The sequence below is a fragment of the Aeromonas sp. S19(2024) genome (assembly GCF_041402625.1).
Taxonomy (GTDB): domain Bacteria; phylum Pseudomonadota; class Gammaproteobacteria; order Enterobacterales; family Aeromonadaceae; genus Aeromonas; species Aeromonas caviae.
In genome coordinates this window covers 55652-76258 of record NZ_JBGLQU010000012.1, presented here as the reverse complement: position 1 = coordinate 76258, position 20607 = coordinate 55652, and the positions used below count along the sequence as shown (strand labels likewise).

Annotated in this window: 14 protein-coding genes and 4 tRNA genes; 13 read left to right on the top strand and 5 right to left on the bottom strand. The window is 62.8% G+C overall.

Features of this window, described 5'->3' with window-relative positions:
- The first annotated feature begins 62 nt into the window (after positions 1 to 62).
- The 4 genes from trmH to ACB037_RS18500 all read left to right on the top strand — a co-directional run bounded on the left by trmH (position 63) and on the right by ACB037_RS18500 (position 3403).
- The gene (gene trmH / locus ACB037_RS18515) at positions 63 to 794 is read left to right on the top strand and encodes a tRNA (guanosine(18)-2'-O)-methyltransferase TrmH (protein WP_182951432.1); all 732 of its coding nucleotides are present in this window, start codon (positions 63 to 65) and stop codon (positions 792 to 794) included.
- Complete coding sequence (locus tag ACB037_RS18510) at positions 794 to 1459, top strand: CatB-related O-acetyltransferase (RefSeq protein ID WP_371175705.1); 666 nt, start codon at positions 794 to 796, stop codon at positions 1457 to 1459. Before trmH ends, ACB037_RS18510 begins: the two co-directional genes overlap by 1 nt.
- Positions 1456 to 2496 carry an alpha/beta fold hydrolase gene (locus tag ACB037_RS18505; protein WP_371175704.1) on the top strand — a complete coding sequence of 347 codons (1041 nt, stop codon included), beginning with the start codon at positions 1456 to 1458 and terminating at the stop codon, positions 2494 to 2496. The genes ACB037_RS18510 and ACB037_RS18505 overlap by 4 nt, the downstream gene beginning before the upstream one ends.
- A gap of 103 nt (positions 2497 to 2599) precedes the next feature.
- The gene (locus ACB037_RS18500; protein WP_371175703.1) at positions 2600 to 3403 is read left to right on the top strand and encodes a Cof-type HAD-IIB family hydrolase; all 804 of its coding nucleotides are present in this window, start codon (positions 2600 to 2602) and stop codon (positions 3401 to 3403) included.
- Positions 3404 to 3473: 70 nt separating this feature from the next.
- Here ACB037_RS18500 and ACB037_RS18495 read toward each other — a convergent pair whose 3' ends face one another.
- From ACB037_RS18495 to ACB037_RS18475, 5 genes are all read right to left on the bottom strand, one after another.
- The gene (locus ACB037_RS18495) at positions 3474 to 3992 is read right to left on the bottom strand and encodes a ricin-type beta-trefoil lectin domain protein (RefSeq protein ID WP_043153707.1); all 519 of its coding nucleotides are present in this window, start codon (positions 3990 to 3992) and stop codon (positions 3474 to 3476) included.
- A gap of 171 nt (positions 3993 to 4163) precedes the next feature.
- Positions 4164 to 4240 (bottom strand) — tRNA-Pro (locus tag ACB037_RS18490).
- 59 nt (positions 4241 to 4299) lie between these two features.
- Positions 4300 to 4385 (bottom strand) — tRNA-Leu (locus tag ACB037_RS18485).
- 20 nt (positions 4386 to 4405) lie between these two features.
- Positions 4406 to 4481, bottom strand: a tRNA-His gene (locus ACB037_RS18480).
- 50 nt (positions 4482 to 4531) lie between these two features.
- Positions 4532 to 4608, bottom strand: a tRNA-Arg gene (locus ACB037_RS18475).
- Between the two features lie 263 nt (positions 4609 to 4871).
- On the opposite strand from ACB037_RS18475, the gene ACB037_RS18470 reads away from it, so the two are divergent.
- From ACB037_RS18470 to ACB037_RS18430, 9 genes are all read left to right on the top strand, one after another.
- Entirely contained in the window at positions 4872 to 5462 is a 591-nt protein-coding gene (locus tag ACB037_RS18470) for a TetR/AcrR family transcriptional regulator (RefSeq protein WP_042864666.1), read from the top strand.
- On the top strand, positions 5459 to 6565 hold the full coding sequence (locus tag ACB037_RS18465) for an efflux RND transporter periplasmic adaptor subunit (RefSeq protein ID WP_041212081.1): 1107 nt from the start codon (positions 5459 to 5461) through the stop codon (positions 6563 to 6565). Before ACB037_RS18470 ends, ACB037_RS18465 begins: the two co-directional genes overlap by 4 nt.
- A gap of 15 nt (positions 6566 to 6580) precedes the next feature.
- Positions 6581 to 9661 carry a multidrug efflux RND transporter permease subunit gene (locus ACB037_RS18460; RefSeq protein ID WP_045522654.1) on the top strand — a complete coding sequence of 1027 codons (3081 nt, stop codon included), beginning with the start codon at positions 6581 to 6583 and terminating at the stop codon, positions 9659 to 9661.
- 120 nt (positions 9662 to 9781) lie between these two features.
- Positions 9782 to 11740 (top strand): ATP-binding protein, encoded by a 1959-nt coding sequence (locus ACB037_RS18455; protein ID WP_113978752.1) that lies wholly within the window; start codon positions 9782 to 9784, stop codon positions 11738 to 11740.
- Positions 11741 to 11816: 76 nt separating this feature from the next.
- Positions 11817 to 13166, top strand: coding sequence for a glutathione-disulfide reductase (gene gorA / locus ACB037_RS18450; protein WP_323934500.1), 1350 nt, complete (start codon positions 11817 to 11819; stop codon positions 13164 to 13166).
- Positions 13167 to 13515: 349 nt separating this feature from the next.
- Positions 13516 to 15198 (top strand): potassium-transporting ATPase subunit KdpA, encoded by a 1683-nt coding sequence (gene kdpA / locus ACB037_RS18445; protein WP_323934502.1) that lies wholly within the window; start codon positions 13516 to 13518, stop codon positions 15196 to 15198.
- 55 nt (positions 15199 to 15253) lie between these two features.
- Positions 15254 to 17311, top strand: a complete 2058-nt coding sequence (kdpB, locus tag ACB037_RS18440; RefSeq protein ID WP_371175702.1) for a potassium-transporting ATPase subunit KdpB — start codon at positions 15254 to 15256, stop codon at positions 17309 to 17311.
- A 60-nt stretch (positions 17312 to 17371) separates the two neighbouring features.
- Positions 17372 to 17899, top strand: coding sequence for a potassium-transporting ATPase subunit C (locus tag ACB037_RS18435; RefSeq protein WP_128296623.1), 528 nt, complete (start codon positions 17372 to 17374; stop codon positions 17897 to 17899).
- A 102-nt stretch (positions 17900 to 18001) separates the two neighbouring features.
- Entirely contained in the window at positions 18002 to 20590 is a 2589-nt protein-coding gene (locus ACB037_RS18430) for a DUF4118 domain-containing protein (protein WP_371175701.1), read from the top strand.
- Positions 20591 to 20607 lie beyond the last annotated feature (17 nt).

Genomic DNA, 20607 nt, shown 5'->3' with positions numbered 1-20607 from the left:
GGCCCCATGCCGCAAGCCACCAGCCTTGTTGCATGCACCGGCCTCACGACATTGAAACCGACATGACTCCTGAACGCTTCAAACGCATTTCCGACATGCTGGCCCAGCGCCAGCTCGACCTGACCGTCTGCATGGAAGAGGTTCATAAACCTCACAACCTGGCCGCCATCGTGCGCACTGCCGATGCCATCGGCATCCACCGGGTGCACGCGGTCTGGCCCAAGAGCTGGATCCACAAGCGCAAGGGCACCGCCCGCGGCAGCCAGAACTGGGTGGACGTGAAGCTGCACCCGGACATCGGCAGTGCCGTGACCGAACTCAAGGCCTCCGGCATGCAGATCCTGGCGACCCACCTCTCCGACAGCTCCGTGGACTTTCGTGCCATCGACTACACCAGACCCACCGCCATCCTGGTGGGCCAGGAGAAGCACGGCATCGGCGAAGAGGCGCTGGCCCTGGCCGATCACCATATCGTCATCCCCATGGTAGGCATGGTGCAGTCCCTCAACGTCTCGGTGGCCGCCGCAGCCATCCTTTACGAGGCCCAGCGCCAGCGCGAACTGGCCGGCTGTTATCAGCGCGGCTGTCCACTCAGCCTGGAAGAGCAGAACACCATCTTGTTCGAGGGGGGCTATCCCGTCTATGCCCAGCTCTGCAAGGAGAAAGAGATGCCCTACCCCCAGCTCGGTCCGGCCGGCGAGATCCTGGCGGACGAACGCTGGTGGCAGCAGATGCAGCTGACCCGCAAAGGATGGGCCGCACAACAGGAAGAAGATGAATGGCAGGATCAGTGATGGAAAATCCGTTCGGCAGCTGGCTGGAATCCCAGGTCATACGGGATCATCTGACCAACCCCAATATCGAGGCCGGGGAGTACAGCTATTACTCCGGCTACTACCACGGCAAGCCGTTCGAGGATCATTGCGTACGCTACCTGCTCGGCGATGGCTCGACGCGGGAGTCCTGGGACAGTGGCCAATGGGGTAAGGAAGTTGACCGCCTGATCATCGGCAAGTTCTGCTCCATCGCCTCCGGCGCCACCTTCATGCTGGCGGGCAACCAGGGTCACCGGATGGACTGGGTTTCCACCTTCCCCTTCGATGCTGCCCGCTTCGGTGATGGCGTGCAGGACGGTTTTCTGCGCAAGGGAGACACCCGGATCGGCAACGATGTCTGGATCGGCTCGGAAGCCATGATCATGCCCGGCATCACCATCGGCGATGGCGCCGTCATTGCCACCCGGGCCGTGGTCACCCGGGATGTGGCCCCCTACTCTATAGTGGGCGGCAACCCGGCCAGGCCGATCCGCCCCCGCTTTGACGAGGAGCAGCTCGCCATGCTGCAAGCCATGCAGTGGTGGGACTGGCCGCTGCCCCGCCTGCAAGCCGCCATGCCCCTGCTCTGCTCGAACGACATCACTGCGCTCTACCACCACTGGCGCGAGGAGCTTGCCCGATGAAACCTGCCTCCCTTTCCCTGCTGGCCCTGACCCTGTTTTCTGCCGGAGCCCTTGCCGTGAGCAATCCTTACCAGCTAACCACTGAAGCCGACGTCCCCGCCCTCTATCAGCAGACCCTGCCCGACTTCTGGCGCCAGCATGCCGTCGAGGGGGAGTTCCAGGGCAAGGACGGGGTCACCCTCCGCTATGCCGCCCTGCGCCAGCCCAAGATCGATCGCGCCATCCTCATCGTCAACGGCCGGGTCGAGAGCTACCTCAAGTATCAGGAGCTGGCCTGGGATCTCTGGCGCCAGGGTTACAGCCTCTACCTCATCGATCATCGCGGCCAGGGAATGTCAGACCGCATGCTGGCCGACAAAGAGAAGGGATATGTCGACCAGTTCGACGACTATGTCGCCGATCTCAAACAGTTTCATGACGAAGTGATCGCCCAGGACCAACCCGCCAAGCTGTTCCTGCTGGCCCACTCCATGGGGGGGGCCATCTCGGCCCGCTATCTGGAACGCTGGCCGAACGACATCCAGGCGGCGGTGCTCTCCTCCCCCATGATGGGCATCAACCTCGGCGGCCTGCCCAAGTGGCTGGCCAAGGGGTTGGCGGCCACCATCGGCACGGTCGGCGGCTGGGTGGGCGAGCCCCCCTACGGCCCGGGTCAGGGACCCTATGAGGATCACGGCTTTGCCGACAACGAGCTGACCCACAGCACGGCGCGTTATGAGGCCTTCCGCCAGATCTACGAACAGCATCCCCAGGTCAGGCTGGGGGGCGCCACCGCCCACTGGATCCATCAGGCCATCACAGGATCGGACGCGGCCGTGGCCGACGCCGGCACCATCAAGACGCCGCTGCTGCTGCTGCAGGCCGGTGAGGACAGCGTGGTGGACAACGCCGCCCAGGAGGCCTTCTGCGCCAAGGCCCAATGTGAAGGGAGCAGGCCGCTGCGCATCGAAGGGGCCTGGCACGAGCTCTTCATCGAGGCGGATCCCCAGCGCCACGCCGCGCTCAATGCAACCCTGGCCTTCTTCGCGCGCTACTGACGCGACCAGAAGGGGCTGGTTATTTTTTGGATCCCTAAATAAATGGGGTGACGGCAGACGCTGGGGTACACTCCCCCGGCGTTCAATTGAAGTCGAGGTAATGATGTTCAAGGTAGTTGTGTCCGATCTCGATGGTACCCTGCTCAACGGGCAGCACCAGATCTCCTCCCGCACCCGGGATACCCTGCACCGCCTGGTCGACCAGGGCGTCAAGTTCGTGGTCGCCACCGGCCGTCACCATGTGGATGTGCGCAGCATCCGCGATGCGCTGGGGCTGGATATCTACCTCATTACCTCCAACGGCGCCGTGGTACACGACAAGCAGGATCAACTGGTCTACAACCAGGCGCTACCGAGCACGGTCGCGGCCGAGCTGATCGCCATGGAACGCGACCCGTCCATCCACATCAACGTCTACTACGGCGACGAGTGGCTGGTGGAAGAGGAGCTGCCCTGGTTGCTGAAGTTCCATCACGACTCCGGCTTCAGCTACCGTCAGGCGGATCTCGCCAGCCACCCGATGGACAGGGTCAACAAGGTGTTCTACATCGGCGACCACGACAAGCTGCTGAAGATAGAGGCGCACCTCAACCAGCAATATGGTGATCGGATCAACGTCACCTTCTCCCTGCCTGACTGCCTCGAGGTGATGCATGCCGGTGTGCACAAGGGTAATGCCGTGCGCGCCGTGCTGGAGCAGCACGGCCTGGAGATGTCACAGGCCGTGGCCTTCGGCGATGGCATGAACGACTTCGAGATGCTGAGCATGGTGGGCCGTGGTGTGGTCATGGGCAACGCCCACGATCGCCTCAAGCAGGCCCTGCCAGAGCACGAACAGACCCTCACTTCCGATGAAGATGGCGTTGCTGTCTATCTGGAGAAACTGTTCGCCTCCCAGACCCGCTGATTAGGCATCCCCATCGCGGATCGAAAAAGGGTGGCCCATGTGGCCACCCTTTTTGTTTCTCGCTCTCTTGTCACCACGCCAGTGCCGGGTGCATCAGACGGTTCAACAGCGTGCCGGATGGCGTCCACTCAAAGCTCTGGTTGGCGCCGCCATAGCATTCGGCGAGGCGCAGGGGGACGGCCGGTTTGTGACGGCGACCCGCCACATCCAGGCACAGCGACACCTGCCGATTGAACAGACGATCCCCCTGCCACTGCCATTGATGGCTCTCCTCCCGGCACACCTCCATCCCCAGACCATCTTCCCCTCTGGCGACCAGGCAATCCCCGGCCAGTTGCAGGGCGCCGACATCCCAGCTGAATGACTGGTTCGGTTGCTGATCGCAGGGCTGGGTCAGCAGACGGCCCTGCTCGCTCAGGGTCACGCAGAAGCCACCACTGGTTACCAAGGTGGCCTCGAGTTCGGCCTTTGGCTTGGGGGCGGCGCCCATCAGAAGATCTTCCGGTTTCGGCTGCAGGGCGCAACCACCCAGCAGCAGTGCGGCCATGGCCAGCACGGAGAGTTGAAGAGAAGTGATATGGTGATGCATAGGCCTTGTATCTGGTCCGTGCCCGAGCGTCCCCTGTCTCGCGGCTCCGGGCCCCAGCATAGCGAACTCGTGGCGAACAGGCGCCTGAAGAAGTGTAAAAAGACGTGACAGGAAAAAGCGGAAGAGAAACGCCAAAAAGCAAAAACCCCGCCTGAGCGGGGTTTTCAAATGTGGTCGGTGATAAAGGATTCGAACCTTTGACCCTCTGGTCCCAAACCAGATGCGCTACCGGGCTGCGCTAATCACCGAGGGGGTATTCCAAAAACACAAAGATGACCATCTGGTCATCCTCGTCATACAGCAAGTATGGTGCGAAGAGAGGGACTCGAACCCTCACACCCGGGGGGCACTAACACCTGAAGCTAGCGCGTCTACCAATTCCGCCACCTTCGCGTACCTGACAAGCTGTAAAATGGGGTGGCTGATGGGGCTCGAACCCACGACAACCGGAATCACAATCCGGGACTCTACCAACTGAGCTACAGCCACCACAGCTGTTTTCGTTCTTCAACACGCCCGTTTAACCGGCGCACTTTTGATGGTGCGCCCGACAGGATTCGAACCTGTGACCTCTGCCTCCGGAGGGCAGCGCTCTATCCAGCTGAGCTACGGGCGCTACGCTGTCGAACGGGGCGCATTATTGATGATGATGCCGACCTTGTCTACTCTTTTTTTGACACAAAGAATCAAGTGCCTGTTTTTCAATCACTTCCGACCCTTTTCAACTATTTTTGTTTTGTTCAGGCTGGATCCAGCAATTCCCCACTACTTTTTGAATCCCTCACCCCATAGGGTCAGAGATGATGGGCAATGCTTGACTTGCCTTTGCGCCCACCTAGAATGAATGAACGTTCATTCAGTCGTTGACCTCTGATAACCATGGATAAGAAAGAACGCATTTTCGAAGCAGCTCACGAGATCCTCGGCGAGCAGGGCTTCTACGGCCTTTCCATTGCCGTGGTCGCCAAGAAAGCCAAGGTGGCGGCAGGCACCATCTATCGCTATTTCAGCGACAAGGATGATCTGATCCGCCAGCTCTATCAGCACACTATCCTCAAGTGTCATCCCCTGGTCATGGAAGGTGTGCAGATAGAAGAGGTGTCCTATGAGCAGTATCGACGCCTCTGGCTCAACATCGATGCCATCTTCACCAGCTACCCCAATGCACTCAAGTGCAAATTGCAGTACGAAAGTTCTCCATTGGGGGCTGAATTGGAGCGGGATCCGGTCATAATGGCGACGTGGGCGCCACTTGAGCGCTTCTTTGAGCAAGGACGCCAACAGGGACTCTTCATCGATCTCCCCATTCTGGTGTTGCAAGCATTGAGTCTGGATTGCGTGGCCAACCTGGCACAGCAGCGCCGGGTTCACGATTTCGAATTGACGCAGGAACAGCTGGAGACGGTCATCCGGGCCAGCTGGAATGCCATTTTAAACCCTAATGTTTCCATCACAGGAGCCTGTTCATGAAAAAGTGGATGGCCATCATGTTGCTGATAGCACTCGCCCTGTTTGGCAGTGTCATCGGCTTCAATATGTTCAAGCAGAAGAAGATTGCAGAGTTCATGGCCAATCGGCCCGAGCCCGAGTTCCCGGTCACCGCCATGGTCACCAAGGCGCAGGACTGGGTCCCCACCATTGAAGCCATCGGCTTCATCGAGCCGAACCAGGGGGTCACCCTCTCCAGCGAGCTGTCAGGCACCATCGACAGCATCCGGTTCGAATCCGGGGCACATGTCAAAGCGGATCAACTGCTGCTGAGCCTGGACTCCAGTGTGGAAAAAGCCAATCTGAACTCTTCCCAGGCCAGACTGCCGGCAGCCAGGGCCAAGTTCGAGCGCTACAAGAACCTCTATCAGAAGAACTCCATCTCCCGGGACCAGCTGGATGATGCCGAGGCAAGCTACCGCTCCCTCGAGGCGGACATCGACAGTCTGAAGGCCACCATCGCCCGTCGTGAGGTGCGAGCCCCCTTCAGCGGCGCCGTGGGCCTGCGCAACGTCTTCCTCGGCCAGTATCTGGAACCGGGTACCGAGATCGTGCGCCTCGAAGACACCAGCGTGATGCGCCTGCGCTTCACCGTGCCCCAGACCGACATCTCCAAAATCACCCTGGGACAGACCATCAAGATCAACGTGGATGCCTATCCCCAGACCCAGTTTGACGGCCAGATCACGGCCATCGAGCCCGCGGTCAACTATCAGAGCGGCCTGATCCAGGTGCAGGCAGACATTCCGAACAACGACGGCCAGCTCCGTTCCGGCATGTTCGCCCGCGCCAGCATCATACTGCCCACGGTGAAAGACCAGATCGTGATCCCGCAGTCCGCCATCTCCTTCACCCTCTATGGCGAGAACGTCTACGTCATTCACGAGGCTGACGGCGTGAAACGCGCCAAGCAGGTGGTGGTCAAGGCAGGTGAGCGTCGCGGCAACGATGTCCATGTGCTGTCCGGCATCAAGGCTGGCGATCAAATCGTGCTGTCGGGTCAGGTTCGCCTGAGCAACGATACCAAGGTGCACGTGGTCGAGAACGATGCCCTTGCCGTTCCGGCACAAACCCCGATGCTGTAAGCGCGGAGAGCTGCGATGCGATTTACTGACATATTCATAAAACGGCCTGTGCTGGCGATCTCGCTCAGCTTCCTGATAGCCCTGCTGGGCTTCCAGGCCATCTTCAAGATGCAGGTGCGTGAATACCCCGAGGTGATCAACACCGTCATCACGGTCAACACCAGCTACTATGGCGCCAGTGCGGACCTGATCCAGGGCTTCATCACCCAGCCCCTGGAGCAGGCGGTCGCCCAGGCCGACAACATCGACTTCATGACCTCCTCGAGCCAGTTGGGCAGTTCCACGGTGACGGCGTACATGAAGCTCAACACCGATCCGAACGCCGCGCTGTCCGACATCCTGGCCAAGGTCAACTCGGTGCGTTCCCAGTTGCCCAAAGAGGCGGAAGACCCTTCGGTCACCTCCTCCACCGGCTCCACCACGGCGGTGCTCTACATGGGCTTCACCAGCCCGGAGCTCAACTCCAGCCAGATCACCGACTACCTGGAGCGGGTCATCAAGCCCCAGCTGTTTACCGTGGGCGGGGTCTCCAAGGTGGATCTGTATGGCGGGGTCGAATTCGCCCTCCGGGTGTGGCTGGATCCGGCCAAGATGGCCGCCTTTGACCTGACCTCAAGCGACGTGATGACGGTGCTCAACAGCAACAACTATCAGTCCGCGACCGGCCAGGCCACCGGCTATTTCACCCTGTTCAACGGCAACGCCGAGACCCAGGTCGGCAACATCGAAGAGCTCAAGCGTCTGGTGGTCGCCACCCGCGACAGCAAGGTGATCCGTCTCTCCGACATCGCCAAGGTCTCCCTGGAGAAGAGCCACGATATCTATCGCGCCAGCGCCAATGGCCGCGAAGCCGTGGTTCTGGCCATCAACGCAGCCCCGACAGCCAACCCCATCAACATCGCCCACGATGTGCTGGAGCTGCTGCCGAGCCTGAAGCGCAACATGCCGAGCACCATGCAGGTGAACATCCTGTATGACTCCACCATCGCCATCAACGAATCCATCCACGAGGTCATCAAGACCATACTGGAGGCGGCCGCCATCGTACTGGTGGTGATCACCCTGTTCCTCGGTTCGTTCCGGGCGGTCATCATCCCCATCATCACCATTCCCCTGAGCCTCATCGGCGTGGTGATGATGATGGACATGTTCGGCTTCTCCATAAACCTCATGACCCTGCTGGCGATGGTGCTGGCCATCGGTCTGGTGGTGGATGACGCCATCGTGGTGCTGGAGAACGTCGACCGTCACATCAAGGAAGGGGAAGAGCCGTTCCGGGCCGCCATCATAGGTACCCGGGAGATCGCCGTGCCCGTCATCGCCATGACGGTCACCCTGGCGGCGGTGTATGCGCCCATCGCCCTGATGGGGGGCATCACCGGCTCCCTGTTCAAGGAGTTCGCGCTGACCCTGGCAGGAGCCGTGTTCGTCTCGGGCATCATCGCCCTGACCCTGTCGCCCATGATGTGCGCCAAGATGCTCAGGGCCAACGAGGAGCCCGGCAAGTTCGAGCGTACCGTGCACGATCTGCTGGACCGGATGACGGCCCGCTACGACGCCATGCTCCATGCCGTGATGCAAAAGCGCATCGTGGTCATCCTGTTTGCCGTCATCGTGTTCGCCAGCCTGCCGCTGCTGTTCAAGTTCATTCCGAGCGAGCTGGCCCCGTCCGAGGACAAAGGCGTCATGGCGGTGCTGGGGACGGCGCCTTCCAACGCCAACCTGGACTACATCGAAAACACCATGGCGGACGTGAACAAAGTCCTGGACGACCAGCCGGAGATCGCTTACTCCCAGGTCTTCTCGGGGGTGTTCAACTCCAATCAGGCGTTCGGTATCGCCTCCATGGTGCCCTGGAGCCAGCGTGAAGCGAGCCAGAAAGAGGTGCTGGATCGGGTCGCCGGTCTGGTGAAGGACATCCCCGGGATGGCCATCACCACCTTCCAGTTCCCGGAACTGCCGGGGGCGTCGAGCGGTCTGCCCATCCAGTTCGTTATCACCACCCCGAACAGCTTCGAGAGCCTGTTCCTGATCGCGGGTGAGATGCTGGCGGCAACCCAGGCCAACGGCCAGTTCGTCTATTCGGATCTCGATCTGAACTACGACTCGGCCACCATGAAGATCAGCATCGACAAGGACAAGGCGGGTGCCTACGGCATCACCATGCAGGACATCGGCATCACCATGGGCACCATGATGGCGGACGGTTACGTCAACCGTATCGACCTGGATGGCCGCTCCTACGAGGTGATCCCGCAGGTGGAGCGCAAGTTCCGTCTCAACCCCGAGTCCATCAAGGGCTACTACGTGCGTGCCGCCGACGGCAAGTCGATCCCGCTGGGCAGCCTGATCAAGATTGAAGTGAAGGGAGAGCCCCGTGCCCTGCCCCACTTCAACCAGCTGAACTCCGCCACCATCGGCGCCGTGCCGGCACCGGGCGTGGCCATGGGGGATGCGATCAACTGGTTCAAGGCGACCGCGGAAGAGAAGCTGCCCCAAGGCTATCGTTACGACTTCATGGGGGAAGCCCGCCAGTTCGTGACCGAAGGGAATGCGCTCTACGCCACCTTCGCCCTGGCCCTGGCCATCATCTTCCTGGTGCTGGCGATCCAGTTCGAATCCGTGCGTGACCCGCTGGTCATCATGGTGTCGGTGCCGCTGGCCATCAGTGGCGCGCTGATCGCCCTGGCGTGGGGTATGGCCACCATGAACATCTACTCCCAGGTCGGTCTCATCACCCTCGTCGGTCTGATTACCAAGCACGGTATTCTGATCTGCGAGGTGGCGAAGGAGGAGCAGCTGCTCCATGGTCTGAACCGGATGCAAGCCGTGATGCAAGCTGCCAAGGTCCGTCTGCGCCCCATCCTGATGACCACGGCGGCGATGATCGCAGGCCTTATCCCGCTGCTCTATGCCTCGGGTGCGGGGGCGGCACAGCGCTTCAGCATCGGCATCGTCATCGTAGCGGGTCTGGCCATCGGCACCCTGTTCACCCTGTTCGTGCTGCCGGTCATCTACACCTTCCTGGCATCCGAACACAAGCCGCTGCCGGAATTCGACGAATCCATCCCGGCAAAAGCCAAGGGCGGTCACTGATCCCAGCCCACACAAAAAAGGCCCCGAAAGGGGCCTTATTTTTATCCATTGGATGACACACGACATAAGTCCATGAAGCAGTTAAACTAAACCGCACTCAATCCAGACCGCAAGGACGCCATGTCAGGAATCTTCTCCAAGGCCGTCGGCCTTAACGGACTCTCTTATCGTCTGCTTTCCTACATTCTGATCTGCAGTACGGTGCTGGCACTGCTCATCACCGTGCTTCAGCTCGCCTGGGACTACAACAAGGATGTGACCGTCATCGAGGCCAGCATCGGCCAGATCGAGGCCTCCTTCCTGCAACCCATCTCGGCCAGTCTCTGGAACCTGGATGAAGAGCAGGTGAAGGTGCAGATCGAGGGCATCATGAACCTGCCCAACATGCAGTTCGTCATGGTCAAGGAGATGCTGGGCAATTCGGAAGTGCCCCTGCTCACCCAGGGGGTGGAGCAGCCCCAATACGACATCTCCCGCGAGTTCACCCTGAGCTATCAGGGGGAAGTGGTCGGCAAGCTGTTCGTCGCCGCCTCCCTGGAGCAGGTCTACCAGCGCCTCATCGAGAAATCCGTGCTGATCCTGGTCAGCCAGACCATCAAGACCCTGGTCGTCTCGTTCTGCATCCTGGTCATCATCTACTATCTGGTGATCCGTCATATCAACCGCATCGTCAGCTATGCCCAGAAACTGAGCCTGGATCGCCTCGCGGTAGAGCTGACCCTGGAAGGTCGCCCCCTGCCCCGCAAGTCCCCTGACGAATTCGATACCCTGGCCGCCACCCTCAACCAGATGCGCACCCGGCTGAACGACGAGTTCACGGCCCGCCATCAGGCCGCCGATCAGCTCCAACAGGAGCGGGACTTCTCCGCCACCCTGATCAACTCCGCCAACATGGTCATCTGCTGCATGGAGCCGGACCTCAACATCGCCAGCATCAACCCGGCGGCCATCCTGCTCACCGGCTATCACCACCAGGAGTTGTTGCAGCACAACTGGCTGGATCTCTTCGTCAGCAAGGAGCAGCGTGACGAGCTGGCCGCCACCCTGGCCGAGCAGGGCGCCCTGGAGGACAGGGAGATCACCATGCACGACCAGCAGGGCAACGAGCTGGTACTGCAGTGGACCTTCGCTCCCTTCTACGAGGGGCCCAACCTCAAGTACCTGATCGGCTTTGGCTATGACATCACCCCCCTCAAAAAGGTGGAGCGGGAGATCACCCTGTTCAACGAGCAGCTGGAAGGCAAGGTGGCTGAACGCACCCGCAGCCTGAGCGATGCCAACGACCAGCTGGGCAAGGCCTATGACGATCTCAAGCAGGCCCAGCAGACCCTGGTGGAGTCGGAGAAAATGGCCTCCCTCGGTTCCCTGGTTGCCGGCGTGGCCCACGAGATCAACACCCCCATCGGCATCAGCGTCACCGCCTCCTCCTACCTGCAGGAGCGGGTGGCCGACTTCAAGCAGCATATCGAGGCCAAGCAGCTCTCCCGCTCCTACCTCAACGAATTCACCCAGAATCTCGACGAGTCGATGCAACTGCTGCAAGGCAACCTGAGACGCGCCTCCGAGCTCATCGCCAGCTTCAAGCAGGTGGCAGTGGATCAGTCCTCCGAGGCCCGCTACAACTTCAGCCTCGCCGACAACCTGCATCAGGTGGTGGTCTCCCTCGGCTACAAGCTCAAGAAGGCCCAGTGCGAGGTGGACATCCAGTGCGATCCCAAGCTGAGCATCTACTCCTTCCCGGGCAGCTTCACCCAGATCTATTCCAACCTGATCCTCAACTCCATCCATCACGGTTTCGATGGCTGGGACAGGCCCAGAAAGATCACCATCCAGGTGGCGCAGCAGGGAGACGAGCTGGTCATCGACTACAGTGACAACGGCCGCGGCATCCCCCCGGAGATATTGCCGCGCATCTTCGATCCCTTCGTCACCTCCAAGCGGGGACAGGGTGGCAGCGGGCTCGGCACTCACATCATCTACAACCTGGTGGTCCAGCTGCTGCGCGGCCGCATCCACTGCGCCAGCGAACCGGGCCAGGGCGCCCAGTTCCACATTCGCTTGCCCATCCAGCAGAACTGAGCACCGGCTCTTGTGGGCCGGCCGCTTTGTCCCCATCATGCTGTGACTGCATTCTTAACGAGCGGAGAACCTCGCAATGGCACAGCATTTTGACTACATCGCCATCGGTGGCGGCAGCGGCGGCATCGCCTCGGCCAACCGGGCAGCCATGTACGGCAAGAAAGTCGCCCTGATCGAAGCCAAAGAGCTGGGTGGCACCTGCGTCAACGTCGGCTGCGTACCGAAGAAGGCCATGTGGTATGCAGGCCAGATCGCCGATGCCCTGAAATATGGCGCTGACTACGGCTTCGACACCACGCTCAACCACTTCAGCTGGGCCAGATTGATCGAATCCCGTCAGGCCTATATCGGGCGCATTCACCAGTCCTACCAGAACGTGCTGGGCAAGAACCAGATCACTGTCATCAAGGGCTTCGCCCGCTTCGTCGACAGCCATACCGTCGAGGTGAACGGTGAGCAGTACAGCGCCGATCACATCCTGATTGCCACCGGCGGCCGCCCCGAGGTCCCGACCATTCCGGGCGCCGAACTGGGTATCGACTCCGACGGTTTCTTCGACCTGCAAAGCCAGCCCAAACGGGTTGCCGTGGTGGGTGCCGGCTATATCGCCGTGGAGATCGCAGGCGTGATGCAGGCACTTGGCTCCGAGACCCATCTGGTGGTGCGCAAGCATGCGCCGCTGCGCAACTTCGACCCCATGATCCACGAGACCCTGGTGGAGATCATGACGCAGGAAGGGCCCAAGCTACACACCCACGCCATTCCCAAGGCCGTCATCAAGAACGCCGACGACAGCCTGACCCTGCAGCTGGAAGATGGCCGCCACCTCACCGTCGACTGCCTGATCTGGGCCATCGGTCGCGTGCCCGCCACCGACAACCTCAATCTGGCTGCCACCGGCATCGAGTTGGACGAGAAGGGCTTTATCCCCACCGACAAGTTCCAGAACACCGCCGTCGCCAACCTCTATGCCGTCGGTGACAACACCGGCCGCATCCAGCTCACCCCGGTGGCTGTCGCGGCAGGCCGCCGCCTCTCGGAGCGGCTGTTCAACAACAAGCCGAACGAGCACCTCAACTACGATCTGGTGCCGACCGTGGTGTTCAGCCACCCGCCCATCGGCACCATAGGACTGACCGAGCCGGAAGCCGTTGCCGAATACGGTGAAGATCAGGTGAAGGTCTACCGCAGCCAGTTCACCGCCATGTATTCGGCGCTGACCCAGCATCGCCAGCCCACCCGGATGAAACTGGTCTGCGTCGGGCCGGAAGAGAAGGTGGTCGGTCTGCATGGCATCGGCTTCGCCATGGACGAGATCCTGCAAGGCTTCGGCGTCGCCATGAAGATGGGCGCCACCAAGGCGGACTTCGACAACTGCGTCGCCATCCATCCGACCAGCGCGGAAGAGTTTGTGACCATGCGATAAGCGGGGTTGAAGCTGACCTCATCACCATCGGGTCAGCTTCCACCACTTGCTACCAAAACCCGGCTCAGGCTGGGTTTTTTGTGCCTTGCCTGTCCACCAGCCAACAAAACCTGCCTTCTTTACGCCGATTTTACGCCAGCCAAATTGGGCTTTATGGCGCCTTTACGCCCGTTTTACATACCCTTTGAGCGTCAATGAGACCCATGGGATCGACACGGATATGCATCGATCCCTGACGCTAATTACCTCAACGGAGTCGTTATGAATTGGCTATATCTGCTGCTGGTCCTCGCCCTCGCGGGTTATCTGCTGCGCGCCCTCGCGCGCACTCATGAGTGAGGAACCGGATATGTGGCAAGAGATCATCTATCCCGTCGCGTTCGTGCTGCTGGTGCTGCTGCCGGCGCCTCTGCTTGGCAACTACCTGTATCGGGTGTTTGAAGGCAAGAGTCGCTGGCTGGCCCCGCTTGAGCGCGCCACCCTGGCCTGCTGCGGCACGGACGGGCGCGAGCAGGACTGGAAGTCCTACGCCCTCAGCCTGCTGGCCTTCAACGGCGCAGGCTTCGGCCTGCTGTTCCTGATCCTGATGGCGCAGGGGCTATTGCCCCTCAACCCGCAGCAGCTGCCCGGGCTGAACTGGCAACTCGCCTTCAACACCGCGGTCAGCTTCATGACCAACACCAACTGGCAGGCCTACTCCGGCGAAGCCAGCCTCTCCTACTTCAGCCAGATGGTGGGGCTCACCACCCAGAACTTCGTCTCCGCCGCCACCGGCGCTGCCGTCGCCATCGCCCTGTTTCGCGGCATCGCCCGCCAGCAGACCACCCACCTCGGCAACTTCTGGCAGGATCTGGTGCGTTTCTGTCTCTACGTGCTGCTGCCGATGGCGCTGATCCTGGCGCTGCTGCTGGTCTGGCAGGGGGTGCCCCAGAGCCTGTCTGCCTACCTGCCGTTCCACGCCCTGGAAGGCCAGGAGCAGCTGCTGCCGCTCGGCCCGGCCGCCTCCCAGATCGCCATCAAGCAGCTCGGCTCCAACGGTGGCGGCTTCTTCGGCATCAACTCGGCCCATCCGTTCGAGAACCCCACCGCCCTCTCCAACTGGCTGGAGATGGTCGCCCTGCTGACCCTGGCCGCCGCCATGGTCTGCACCCTGGGTCGCTACGTGAAGGATCTGGCCCACAGCCGCGCCATCCTCATCGCCATGACCATCATGCTGGTGCTGGGGCTCTGCCTCGCCATCGGCCAGGAGCTGAAGCCGGATCCCGCCCTCGCCCACCTCACCAGCGAAGCCGGCAACTGGGAAGGCAAGGAGAGCCGCTTCGGCCCCGTGCTGTCCAGCATCTGGGAAGTGGCGACCACCGCCGCCTCCAACGGCTCGGTCAACGCCATGCACGACAGCTTCGCCCCCCTCGCCGGCATGGTCGGCATGATCAACATGCTGCTGGGTGAAGTGGTGTTCGGCGGCGTCGGTGCCGGCATCTACGGCATGATGCTGTTCGTGCTGCTCACCGTGTTCCTGTGCGGCCTGATGGTGGGGCGCACCCCCACCTATCTGGGCAAACGGCTCGGCATCACCGAGATGAAGTGGGTGGTCGCCAGCATGCTGGTGATGCCGGTCGGGGTATTGGTGATCGGCGGCATTACCCTGCTGATGCCGGACTCCGCCACCGTCATCGGTCACGACGGCCCCCACGGTCTGTCACGGCTGATCTATGCCTACGCCTCGGCCGCCGGCAACAACGGCTCCGCCTTCGCCGGCTTTGCCGCAGCCGACAGCTGGCAGTGCATCGCCATCGGGCTGGCCATGCTGCTCGGCCGCTTCGGCTACATCATTCCGGTGCTGGCCATCGCCGGCCAGCTGGCCCGTGCCCCGCGCCAGGAGCGAAGCGAGGGGGACTTCCCCGTCAGCGGCCCGCTCTTCATCACCCTGCTGATCGTCACCGTGCTGCTGATGGGGGGTCTCTCCTTCCTGCCGGTACTGGCGCTGGGCCCGGTGGCGGAACACCTGAGCCTGCTGGGAGGTGCCTTCTGATGCTGCACATCCGACTGATCTGCGTGACCAACTATTCGATGCAGGGAGCTTTCCAATGAGCAAGTCCGCTTCAATGAGCACCGACACCATTCAGGTGAAGGGCAAGAAACAGAAATCACAGATCCTGCAGGCCATGGTGGAAGCCCTCTATCGCTTCAACCCCAGGGCGCTGTTTGGCAGCCCCATCCTGTTCACCCTCTGGCTGGCGGCAGTGATGGCGACCCTGGAGTCACTGCTGGGGCAGCCGCTCTCCGGCGTCGCCCCTTCGCTGGCCTGGCAGCTGACTGCCTGGCTCTGGCTCACCCTCTGGTTTGCCAACTTCGCCGAGACTCTGGCCGAGGGGCGCGGCAAGGCGCGGGCCGACAGCCTGAAGACCGGCATGAGCCAGCTCAAGGCGCGTCGGGTCAACAGCCCGCAGGATGACAAGGGCGAATGGGTACCGGCCACCAGCCTGCTCAAGGGCGATCTGGTGCTGGTGCGCAGCGGCGAGATGATCCCGGCCGACGGCGAAGTGGTCGCCGGCATCGCCTCGGTCAACGAGGCGGCCATCACCGGCGAATCCGCCCCCGTCATCCGCGAGTCCGGCACCGACCGCAGCGGCGTGACCGGCAACACCACCGTCGTCTCCGACCAGATCTGGGTACACATCAGCAACAACCCGGGCGAAAGCACGCTGGATCGGATGATTGCACTGGTGGAAGGAGCCAAGCGGCAGAAGACCCCCAACGAGATGGCGCTGGACGCCCTGCTGGTGGGGCTGACCCTGATCTTCCTGCTGGTGGTGGCCACCCTGCCCTGGTTCCTCGACTACAACGGCACCCAGGTGCCCCGGCTCTATCTGCTGGCGCTGTTCATCACCCTGATCCCGACCACCATCGGCGGTTTGCTCTCCGCCATCGGCATCGCCGGCATGGACCGGCTGGTGAAGCTCAACGTGATCGCCAAGTCGGGCCGGGCGGTGGAAGCCGCCGGCGACGTGCGCACCCTGCTGCTGGACAAGACCGGCACCATCACCTTCGGCAACCGGATGGCGGACGAGCTGATCCCGGCCCCCGGCGTGGACCCCTCCCTGCTGGCCCAGGCCGCCATGCTGGCCTCGCTCGGTGACAATACCCCGGAGGGCAAATCCATCCTGACCCTGGCGGGCAAGAGCCACACCAGGCCGAGCCAGCTGGAGAGCGACATCCTCATCCCCTTCAGCGCCGAGACCCGGCTGAGCGGGCTGGATCGCAACGGCCATCACTATCGCAAGGGGGCGGTGGACGCGGTGCTGCGCTACCTCTCCCTCGATCGCAAGGCGGTGCCCGAGCTCATCCTCAAATCGGTGGACAACATCGCACGCCAGGGCGGCACCCCGCTGCTGGTCTGCACCCACGAGAAGCTGCTGGGGGTAGTGTTCCTCAAGGACATCATCAAGCCGGGCATCAAGGCACGCTTCCAGATCCTGCGCCACATGGGGATCCGCACCGTGATGATCACCGGTGACAACCCGCTGACCGCCGCCGCCATCGCCGCCGAGGCTGGGGTGGACGACTTCATCGCCGAGGCGACGCCGGAGAAGAAGCTGGCCTACATCCGTCAGGAGCAGGCCGATGGCCGCCTGGTCGCCATGTGCGGGGACGGCGCCAACGACGCACCGGCGCTGGCCCAGGCCGACGTGGGCCTGGCCATGAACGAGGGGACCCAGGCCGCCAAGGAGGCGGGCAACCTGGTGGATCTCGACTCCAACCCCACCAAGCTGCTGGACGTGGTGCTGGTGGGCAAGCAGCTGCTGGTGACCCGTGGCGCCCTGACCACCTTCTCCATCGCCAACGACGTGGCCAAGTACTTCGCCATCCTGCCGGCCCTGTTCATCGCCGCCTATCCACAGCTGGGGGCGCTGAACCTGATGCAGCTGGGCAGCCCGGAGAGCGCCATCCTGTCGGCCATCATCTTCAACGCCCTGATCATCGTCGCGCTGGTGCCGCTGGCCCTGCGCGGGGTCAGCCTGAAGGGAACGGCGGCCAGCCTGCTGCGCCGCAACCTGCTGATCTACGGCGTCGGCGGCCTGATAGTGCCTTTCATAGGTATCAAGCTGATCGACCTGGTCATCACCGGCCTGGGGCTGGTGTAACGGCATCACCGGATGCGGGGCAGGCCCGCATCCACCCAACACATTTGGAGCAAACACATCATGATAGCAATCAGAACCCTGCTGACCCTGACCCTGCTGCTGGGGGTAGCGTATCCGCTGGTCGTCACCGGGCTGGCCCAGCTGCTCTTCCCCTGGCAGGCCAACGGCAGCCTGCTCACCAACGCCAAACAGCAGGTGGTCGGCAGCGCCCTGCTGGCACAGAAGTTCGAGCGGGCCGACTACTTCCACTCCCGCCCCTCCGCCAGCGATTTCGCCACCATAGGTGGCGGCGGAAGCAACCTGGGGATGAGCTCGCCGCTACGGGCCGAGTTTGCCGCAGCGGCGGCCAGGGCGCAGCCGGAAGCCAGGGTCCCCGCCCTGCTGACCCGCTCCGCCTCCGGCCTCGATCCCCATCTGCCCCTCGATGCAGCGCTGGCCCAGGTGGATAGGGTCGCCGGGCAACGGGGGCTGGATCCCGTTCGGCTGACGGAGCAGGTCAAGTCGGCGGCACAAGCTGGTATCCTTGGCCCGCAGGTGGTCAACATTCTCCAGTTGAACCTGCAACTCGATCATCAAAAGGGCGCCTGAGGGCGCTCCTTGCCGTTCGGGAAGGCTCCCTTTCGACAACGGGGACAAGCATGAGCAATGAGGTCACGGCCGCGGTTCGGCCGATGCAACGGGAGCACGGGGATGCGTGATGAAGTGAGGGCGGACGCCCTGCTGGCGAGCCTGGAGCAGGAGCACAGGGGCAAGCTGAAGGTGTTTCTCGGCGCGGCCCCCGGCGTCGGCAAGACCTACGCCATGCTGCAGGCGGTGCGGGAGCAGGCCAGAGAGGGAGTCGACATCCTGATCGGAGTGGTGGAGACCCACGGCCGCCAGGAGACCCTGGCCCTGCTCGACAAGCTCGCCATCCTGCCGCGCACACTGCACCTGCACCGCCAGCAGCGGCTGGAGGAGATGGATCTGGACGGCCTGCTGGCGCGAAAACCCGCCATCGCCGTGGTGGACGAGCTGGCCCACAGCAACGCCCCCGGCAGCCGCCACGAGAAGCGCTGGCAGGATGTGGAGGAGTTGCTGGGTGCCGGCATCGACGTCTACACCACCCTCAACGTGCAGCACCTGGAGAGCCTCAACGATCTGGTGTGGCAGCTGACCGGGGTCAGGGTCAAGGAGACCCTGCCGGATCAGGTGCTGCTGGAGGCCGACAGCCTGGTGCTGATAGACCTGCCCCCCAAGGAGCTGCTCGGCCGCCTCAAGGAGGGCAAGGTCTATGTGCCCCATCAAGCCAAGGCCGCCCTGCAGTCCTTCTTCTCCCTCAACAACCTGACCGCCCTGCGCGAGCTGGCGATGCAGACCGCCGCCAGCCACGTGGAGGGGGATCTGCAATTGCAGTGGCAGGCCGCCGGCAAGACCACACTGCCGCTGCGGGGCAAACTGATGGTCTGCATCGGGGATGAGCACGGCGCCGCTCTGGTGCGTTACGGCCACCGCTTCGCCCAGCGCAGGCAACTGCCCTGGCTGGTGGTGCACATCGACAGCAGGGGGCAACGCTCCCCCGAGCTGGAGCAGGCGCTGGCCCTCGCCTCCCAACTGGGGGCCAGGGTGCTGACCCTCTCCAGCCCGGCCGTGGCCGATGCCCTGCTGGAAACCGCCGAACAGCAGCAGGTCTCCCAATTGCTGCTCGGCAAATCCCGCAACCCGCCCTGGCGTCGATCCCTGGTACAGCACCTGCTCAAACAGGCGCAGGGATTCGAGATCACGCTGGTGGATACCGAGAAGCGCAAGCCCGGCCTGACCCTACCTACGGCAGGCCCGGGTGAGCTTCGCCAGAGCCTGCTCGCGGTGGCCATCATGGGGGGGACCTCGGCCGTGGTCTGGGCCCTCTCCCACTGGCTGCCCCCCGCCTCCCTGCCCATGCTGTTCGTGCTGGGGGTACTGGCCACCGCGCTCACCACCAGCCTGGTCCCCGCCATCCTGGCCGCCGTGCTGGGCTTCGTCGGCCACAATCTGCTGTTCACCGTCCCCTACTTCTCCCTGAGCGTGGCCAGCCACAGCGACCTGCTCACCCTGTTCGTGCTGCTCATCGTCGGCATCGCGGCCGGGCGCCTCGCCTCCCGCCAGCGTCAGCAACTGGTCAGTCTGCGCGAGACCCAGCAGCTCGGTAACGCCCTGCTCTCCCTGAGCCAGGGGCTGGCCACCGCCAGCAGCCCGGTGGACGTGCTGAGACAGGGAACCCAGGCCATCGCCCTCGCCCTTGGGCAGCCCGTGTTCGCGCTCGATGGGGATTACCAGTACCGGGCCGGTGACACCCAGACCGGGCCGGGCCAGACAGACAAGGCCGCCATTGACTGGTGCCTGGCCCAGAAACAGAGTGCCGGTGCCCATACCGCCACCCTCAACGCCGCCGAGGCCCAGTATCATCACCTCGGCGATGACCTGGTGCTGGGCATCCGGCTGGCCAGCCCGCTCACCTCCGCCGCCGAGCACCAGCTACAGGCCCTGCTCACCGATATCCGCGCCGCCCTGGCGCGGATCGATCTCAACGAGCGGCTGGCGGACAGCCAGTTGCAGGCGGAGACCGACCGGATGCGCGCCGCCCTGCTCTCCTCGGTCTCCCACGACCTGAAGACGCCGCTGGCCACCATCATGGGGGCCGGCAGCACCCTGCTGGAATACGGGGACCGGATAAGTGCGGAGGACCGCATCGAACTGCTGCACTCGGTGCAGGACGAGGCGCGCCGCCTGCACGGCTATGTGCAAAACCTGCTGGACATGACCCGCATCGGTTCACCGGATTTCCAGCTGAAACGGGATTGGGTCGACCTGGCGGACCTGGTGGAAAGCGCCCGCCGCCGGCTCGACTCCTCCTGGCGCCAGCACAAGCTGCTGGTGCACTTCGATCAGCAGATCCCCCGGCTCTATGTGCACGGCGCCCTGATCGAGCAGGTGCTGGTCAACATCCTCGACAACGCCTCCCGCTACTCACCGGCCGGCACCCCCATCGAGTTCAAGGTGATGCTGGCGGACCCCGACCTCATCATCGACATCATCGATATCGGGGTCGGCATCGCCGAGTCGGATCGGGACAAGATCTTCAATCTGTTCTACACCCAGCCGGTCGGTGACTGCGGCAGCCGCGGCACCGGGCTTGGCCTCGCCATTTCCCGCGCTATGATAGAGGTCCACGGCGGCCGCATCTGGGCATTCGCCGGCCCCAACGGCAACGGCACCTGCATGCGCATCTCCCTGCCGCTGGCCCTCAACGCACCGGCGGCCTGATGGTCGCCGCCCTTTTC